Source organism: Nocardioides aequoreus, from assembly GCF_000720335.1.
Classification (GTDB): Bacteria; Actinomycetota; Actinomycetes; order Propionibacteriales; family Nocardioidaceae; genus Marmoricola; species Marmoricola aequoreus.
This window is the reverse complement of sequence record NZ_JOJN01000008.1, coordinates 135,281-141,401: the sequence shown is the minus strand read 5'-3', so window position 1 is coordinate 141,401 and position 6,121 is coordinate 135,281. Positions and strand designations below refer to the sequence as shown.

The 6,121-nt window shown below is 75.9% G+C and carries 6 protein-coding genes; 4 read left to right on the top strand and 2 right to left on the bottom strand.

The window, feature by feature from the left end; translation table 11 throughout:
* Positions 1-140 precede the first annotated feature (140 nt).
* Together IG63_RS0115775 and IG63_RS0115770 are read left to right on the top strand one after the other, a co-directional pair.
* A complete protein-coding gene (locus IG63_RS0115775) occupies positions 141-1,409 on the top strand; it encodes an MFS transporter (RefSeq protein WP_051706974.1) in 1,269 nt (422 codons plus the stop codon).
* 457 nt (positions 1,410-1,866) lie between these two features.
* Entirely contained in the window at positions 1,867-2,049 is a 183-nt protein-coding gene (locus tag IG63_RS0115770) for a hypothetical protein (protein ID WP_030485313.1), read from the top strand.
* On the opposite strand, the gene IG63_RS0115765 is transcribed toward IG63_RS0115770, so the two are convergent.
* A complete protein-coding gene (locus IG63_RS0115765) occupies positions 2,036-2,911 on the bottom strand; it encodes an alpha/beta fold hydrolase (protein ID WP_030485312.1) in 876 nt (291 codons plus the stop codon). The two genes, IG63_RS0115770 and IG63_RS0115765, sit on opposite strands and share 14 nt — an antisense overlap.
* Before the next feature lie 49 nt (positions 2,912-2,960).
* A complete protein-coding gene (locus IG63_RS0115760; RefSeq protein ID WP_030485311.1) occupies positions 2,961-3,449 on the bottom strand; it encodes a hypothetical protein in 489 nt (162 codons plus the stop codon).
* 146 nt (positions 3,450-3,595) lie between these two features.
* Between IG63_RS0115760 and IG63_RS0115755 the strand changes: the two genes are divergently transcribed.
* Both IG63_RS0115755 and IG63_RS0115750 read left to right on the top strand, forming a co-directional pair.
* The gene (locus IG63_RS0115755; protein WP_157210230.1) at positions 3,596-5,458 is read left to right on the top strand and encodes a sensor histidine kinase; all 1,863 of its coding nucleotides are present in this window, start codon (positions 3,596-3,598) and stop codon (positions 5,456-5,458) included.
* On the top strand, positions 5,455-6,090 hold the full coding sequence (locus IG63_RS0115750) for a response regulator (protein WP_030485309.1): 636 nt from the start codon (positions 5,455-5,457) through the stop codon (positions 6,088-6,090). The genes IG63_RS0115755 and IG63_RS0115750 overlap by 4 nt, the downstream gene beginning before the upstream one ends.
* Positions 6,091-6,121 lie beyond the last annotated feature (31 nt).

Genomic DNA, 6,121 nt, shown 5'->3' with positions numbered 1-6,121 from the left:
GACCTCCAGACGGTGGGTTGGTGTGGTAACCCCCCTCCGTACTGGAGGTCCTCGCTATCCGTCTACCGTCCCGCGTTCACAACCTCTGTGGGAACTACACCTAGACGACGACCGGAGCCCGCAGGTCCTACGCTCGCGCCGTGAGCCACCACGACGTCGTCTCCTTGATCGAGGGTGACGACGCGGAGCGGGCGGCGCTGCAGCGCCGGGTGCTGCGGGTGGTCGTGGTGAGCCAGGTGCTCGGCGGGGCCGGGCTCGCGGCGGGCATCACCGTCGGCGCGCTGCTGGCCGAGGACATGCTCGGCACCGACGGCGGCGCCGGCCTGCCCGCGGCCCTCTTCACGCTGGGCTCGGCGCTCTCGGCGTACCTCGTGGGGCTGCTGACCCAGCGACGCGGCCGCCGCGTCGGACTCGGCACCGGCTTCGCGGCCGGGGGTGCCGGGGCCCTGGGCGTGGTGGCCGCCGGCGCGCTCGACCAGGTGCCGCTGCTCTTCGTCTCGCTCTTCGTCTACGGCGCCGGCACCGCGACCAACCTGCAGGCCAGGTACGCCGGCACCGACCTCGCCCTGCCCGCCGAGCGCGGCACGGCGGTGAGCACGGCGCTCGTCTCGACCACCCTCGGCGCGGTCGCCGGACCCAACCTCGTCGGACCCCTGGGCGGGCTGGCCGAGTCGCTCGGACTGCCGCCCCTGACCGGACCCTTCCTGTTGGCCGGCGTCGCCTTCCTGACGGCCGGTGCCTGGCTCGCCACGCAGCTGCGACCCGACCCCTTCCTCGTCGCCCGCGCGCTCGCCGAGCGCGCCGAGCGGGTCGCCGTGGTCGTCGAGGGCCGGCCCCACCGCAGCGGCCTGGTCGTCGCCGCCACCGTGATGGTGCTGACCCAGGTCGCGATGGTCGGCATCATGACGATGACCCCGGTGCACATGCGCGACCACGACCACGGGCTGCCGGCGGTGGGGCTGGTGATCGGGCTGCACGTCGCCGCGATGTTCCTGCCCTCGCTGGTCACCGGCCCGCTCGTCGACCGGGTCGGCCGGATCCCGATGGCCATCAGCTCGGGCGTGATCCTGCTGCTGGCCGGGCTGACGGCGGCGTACGCGCCCGCCGACTCGCTCGCCATGCTCGTGCTCGCCCTGGTGCTGCTGGGGCTGGGGTGGAACGTCGGGCTGATCGCCGGCACCACCCTCGTCGTCGACTCGACGACCCCGGCGGAGCGGCCCCGGGTGCAGGGCACCTTCGACATCCTCGTGGCGCTCGGCGGCGCGGGCGGCGGCGCCGTCTCGGGCCTCGTCGTCGCCGGGTCGTCGTACGCCACGCTCTCGCTCGCCGGCGGCGTCCTCTCGCTGCTGCTCGTGCCCGTCGTCCTGTGGGCCCGTGCCGCCGGCGGCCTGCGCGAACCCGCCCGCTGACCCGGCGCACCTGCACGTCGACCCGCCTCAGATGCACATCGACCCGCCTGAGATGCCGGCATCTGAGGCGGGTCGGCGTACATATGAGGCGGGTCGGCGTACACATGGGGCGGGTCGGCGTACACATGGGGCGGGTCGGCGCACGACACGCGTGAGATCCGACGTCGCACGAGGTCGTGGTGCCACGATCCGGGGATGGCCGCTTCCCCGGACACCACGGCGCTCAGCACCCTGACCGAGCGCATCGGCGACGCCGAGCGCGACGCGCTGATCGCCGAGCTCAACGGGCACCACGCCCACGGCCGGCTCTCCAGCGAGGAGCTCGAGCGCCGCCAGGGGCTCGAGCCTGACCGCCGTCACGCGCTACGACCTCCTGCTGCTGGTCAACGACCTGCCTCGCGCCGACCTGCCGACCGCCCGACCTGCCCCCGCTCCGGCACTGCGCGACGCGGGCGTCGTGCTCGCCCGGCGCGCGGGTCTCGTCGCCCTGACCGCGAGCCCCGTCGTGGGCTCGGCGTGGGTGATCGGGCTCTCCACGCAGTACAGCCAGGGCGTCGAGACCGGTTTCTGGGCGACCGTGATCGGCGGCGGCGTCGGCTACGCCACCCACGCGGTGCGCACCCGTCTCAGGCCTCGCTGAGCACCTCGCGCAGCCGCGGGGCGAAGCGCTCCGGGTCGCCCGTCTGGCCGAACTCGCCGCCGAGGAAGCCGGCGTGGTGGCTGGGGAAGACCACCGGGTCGCGCCCCAGCCGCTCGGCCACGGCGTACGCCGCCCGACCGGCGAGCTCGCCGTCGGTGGTGCTCGTAGCCGACTCCTCACCGACGGCGACGAGCACGCGTGTGGGCGCCGCGGCGACGGCGTCGAGGTCGGGTAGCTCGTCGGTGCCGCCGCCGCGCATGTTGGTCATCATCGGGTCGTCGCGCGAGCCGTCGTCCTCCGTGGGCAGACCGAAGTGCGCCGGGTCGGGCTCGGGCTGGTCGAGGTAGGTGGGCGGGACCACGCCGCGATACATCACCAGGGTGATGAACTTCGCCATCGCCGGCCCCTGCCCCCTCGCCTCGTACGTCGCCACCATGTCGGCGGTCACGGCGGCGATGGCCTCGCGGTCGGGCAGCAGGGCGGCCAGGGGCGGCTCGTGGGCGACGAGGGTGGCGACCGCATCGGGGTGGGAGGCGACCAGCCACAGCGCGTTGACGGCGCCACCGCTGCTCGCGAAGAGGTCGACCGGCTCGCTGCCGAGGGCGTCGAGCAGGGCGCGCAGGTCGTCGGCGTGCTGCGCCGCCGTCACCGGCGCCGTCGGGTCGTCCCGCTCGCTGCGGCCGGTGTTGCGCGGGTCGTAGGTCACGACCGTGCGGTCGGTGAAGTACGTCGCCAGCGTGCCGAAGCCGCTCGCGTCCATCGGCGAGCCGATGAGGACCAGCGGCCGCACGCCGGGACCGAGGTCGCCGCGGACGTCGTAGGTGAGGGTGGCGCCGGGCACGGGCAGGGTGTGGGTCTCCATGCCGGGGTCGACCCTGCCCGCCGCCGCAACTCATCGCCGGGCTGGTGACCTAGCCCCCGAGTGCGGCCAGGGCGAAGGCGACGACGTTGAAGGCGACGTTGAGCGCCGCCAGGAGCAGACCGACGAGACCGGCGACGCGCGCACCCCCGCCCTGCGGGTGCGATCCGCGCGCCAGCCCGCCGAGCCAGGCCGCCCCGGCGCCCGCGAGGCCGGGAGCACCGCACCAGAAGAAGGGCAGCGTGACGACCGCCAGCCCCAGCAGGACGAAGGCACCCACACGGGCGGAGGACGAGTCCCGCCGGAGAGTGAGCGCGAGGGCCAGCACGGCCACCAGCGCCGCCGAGCCGAAGAGCCCGACGCCCAACATCGAGTCGAGGGGTCCCTCGGGGGCCGAGGCGTCGACGTCGGTCAGCAGCAGCTGCCCGCCGAAGAAGGCCACCGCACCGAGCACGCACACGGCGTAGACGAGGCCCACCAGGGCGGGGCCGGGTGGCAGCCGCAGCCCGGGCGCGACGGGCCGGGTGGCGGGAGGGGACATCGGGTGCTCCTGAGGTCGGGTCGCCCCCAGGGTCCGCCACGGGGCGTCCCGACGGCCAGGGTGCGGTGTCCCGCGACGTCCCGGCCCGTCCCGCCGACCTGCTCGCTCCTTCCCACGGTCCCGTCCGCTGGCCCATGCTGCTGTGCGTGACCTCCGTGCCCCTCACGCGCGTGCCATCGGCGGCCGCGCCCACGCTGAGCGTCGAGGTCGTGCTCGCCTCGGTGGCCTTCGTGGTGGGAGCGGTCTCGGCGGCGGTCGCCGCGCAGTTCAACGACGCCGGCACCGGCACCGAGGTGCTGGCGATGCTCGGGGGCTGGCCGCTCCTCGCGCTCGCGGGTGCGGTCGTCCTGGACCGACGACCCGGGCACCCCGTCGGGCGGCTCCTCGCCGTGCTGGGCACGACGCCACTGCTGGTCGTGCTCTGGGCGGTGCCCGCGCCGAGCAGCCCGCTCGACCCGCTCGTGCTCGGCGAGGTCGTCGCGCGGTCCGTCGCGCTGTTCGTGGTGGCGGTGGGGGTCGGGCTCCCCTGGGCCCTGCTCGGGCGGCTGCCGGCCCCCGGCCCGGTGGCCCTGCCCGTCGCGGGGTTCGGTGGGCTCGCCGTCGCGGTGGGGTACGACGCCGGCTGGGTCCTCGTCGCGGTCGGCGGCGCGGCGTCGTACGCCGGTCTCGCGGCCGCCGCGCGCCGGTCCCGCCGCGACGACCGGCGCCGGCTCGCCTGGCTGCTGCTGACCCTGGCCTCGTCGGGCGTCGCGCTCTCCGTCATGTCGTGGGGCCTGCCGGGGGCGCTCCCGACGGCGACCCTCGTGGCACTGCTGCTGGTCGCCGCCACCACCGCGCGTCTGGTCCTGGGCGAGGAGCTGCGTCCGCTCGCGGACCACGGCACCGACGTCGCGCTGGCCGTCGCAGCCCTCGTGCTCGCCCTCACCGTGGCTCTCGTCGTCGGCGCCGCCAGCGCCGCGGCCGGACTGCCCGCACCCGGTCCGACCGCGGCCTTCAGCGGACTCGTCGCGCTGCTGGCGGCCGTGCCGGCGGGGCGCTCGGTGCACCGGGACCGGCTGGACCGCCGCTACGGCACCGGCACGCTCTCCGCCGACGACGTCGCGGTCATCACCGCCGACCTCCACCGCCAGACCGACCCCCGGGAGCTGCTCGACAAGGCAGCTCGCATGGTCGCGGAGGCCAGCGGCAGCCTCGGGGCCCGGATCGAGCTCGACGACGACCCGGAACCCGGCCCCGCCTGGCTGGCCCACCCCCTCGTCGTGGGCGGCGACCGCCTCGGCACGTTGCTCGTCAGGTCCGCGGACGACGAGGGGCCCGAGCCCCGGCAGCGCCGCGTCGTCGCCCAGCTGCTGCCGACGGTCGCGCTCGTCGCACGCGCGGTCGGCCTCGCCGTCGAGGCACAGCACGCCCGCCTCGACGTCGCCCGCGAGCGCGACGCCGAGCGGGCGCGCATCCTGCGCGACCTGCACGACGGGCTCGGGCCGGCGCTCGCGGGCATGAGCATGCGGGTGCAGGCCGCACGGCGTACGCGCGCCACGGCGCACGACGCGCTCCTCGACGACCTCGCCACCGACCTGGCCCGCAGCCGCACCGACCTGCGCGGGCTCGTCGCCGGGCTGACCCCGTCGGCCCTCGACGAGGCCGACCTGGCCGAGGCGCTGCGGCGGCTGGTCCGCTCCTTCGAGACGCCCGGTGCGGAGCCGCGACTCACCCTCCGCATGACCCTCGACCACCCGCTCGACGGCGAGACCCAGGTGGTCGCCTACCGCACCGTGGCCGAGGGCGTCACCAACGCCCTGCGCCACGCAGCACCGACCCACGTCGAGGTGTGCGTGGCGTCGTCGGGCGATGGTCTCGTGGCGCAGGTCGTCGACGACGGGCGCGGTGGCCGCGTCGTGCCCGGTGTCGGGCTGGCGTCGCTCCGGCAGCGCGCGGAGGCGCTGGGCGGCTCGCTCGCGGTCGAGACGTCCGCGACCGGCACCCGGCTGCGCCTGGCGGTCCCCCGGTGACCGGGGTCCTGGTCGGGATCCTGGTCGTCGACGACCACCCGGTGGTGCTGACCGGCCTCACCGCCCTGATCGGCTCGGACCCCGCCCTCCGGGTCGTCGCGAGCGCTCGCTCCGCCTCGCAGGCCCTGGCCCTCGACGTCGCCTGCGACGTCGCGCTGCTCGACCTGCAGCTGCCCGACGGCGACGGCATCGACCTCGGCGTCCGGCTCAAGCAGCGCACCGGCTGCCGCGTGCTGATCCTGACCATGGACGCCGACGAGACCACCGTCATCCGCGCCCTCGCCAGCGGGCTCGACGGCTACCTGCTCAAGGACGCCGACCCCGAGGAGGTGCTGGCGGCGCTCCACACGGCGGCCGCGGGCTCGATGGTCGTCGGGCGCGGGGCCAGCGCCGCGATCACCACGGCCGCGCGGCTCGCTCCCCGCACGGACGCCCTGGCCTCCCTGGACGCACGCGACCTCGAGATCCTCGAGCTGCTCGTGCGCGGTCTGCCCACCTCCCAGGTCGCCGCCCGGCTCTACCTGGCACCGAAGACGATCCGCAACCGGGTCTCCGAGATCCTCGGCAAGCTCGGCGTCGGCTCACGCGAGGAGGCCGTGCAGCTCGCCCGCGCGGCCGGGGTGGGGCGCTGAGGTCGACGACCGGCCGTGATCGCGGTTCCCT

Coding starts and splice junctions, on each gene's coding strand:
- IG63_RS0115765 (WP_030485312.1), bottom strand. CDS start 2,911: ATGGAGACCCACACCCTGCCCGTGCCCGGCGCCACCCTCACCTACGAC.
- IG63_RS0115760 (WP_030485311.1), bottom strand. CDS start 3,449: ATGTCCCCTCCCGCCACCCGGCCCGTCGCGCCCGGGCTGCGGCTGCCA.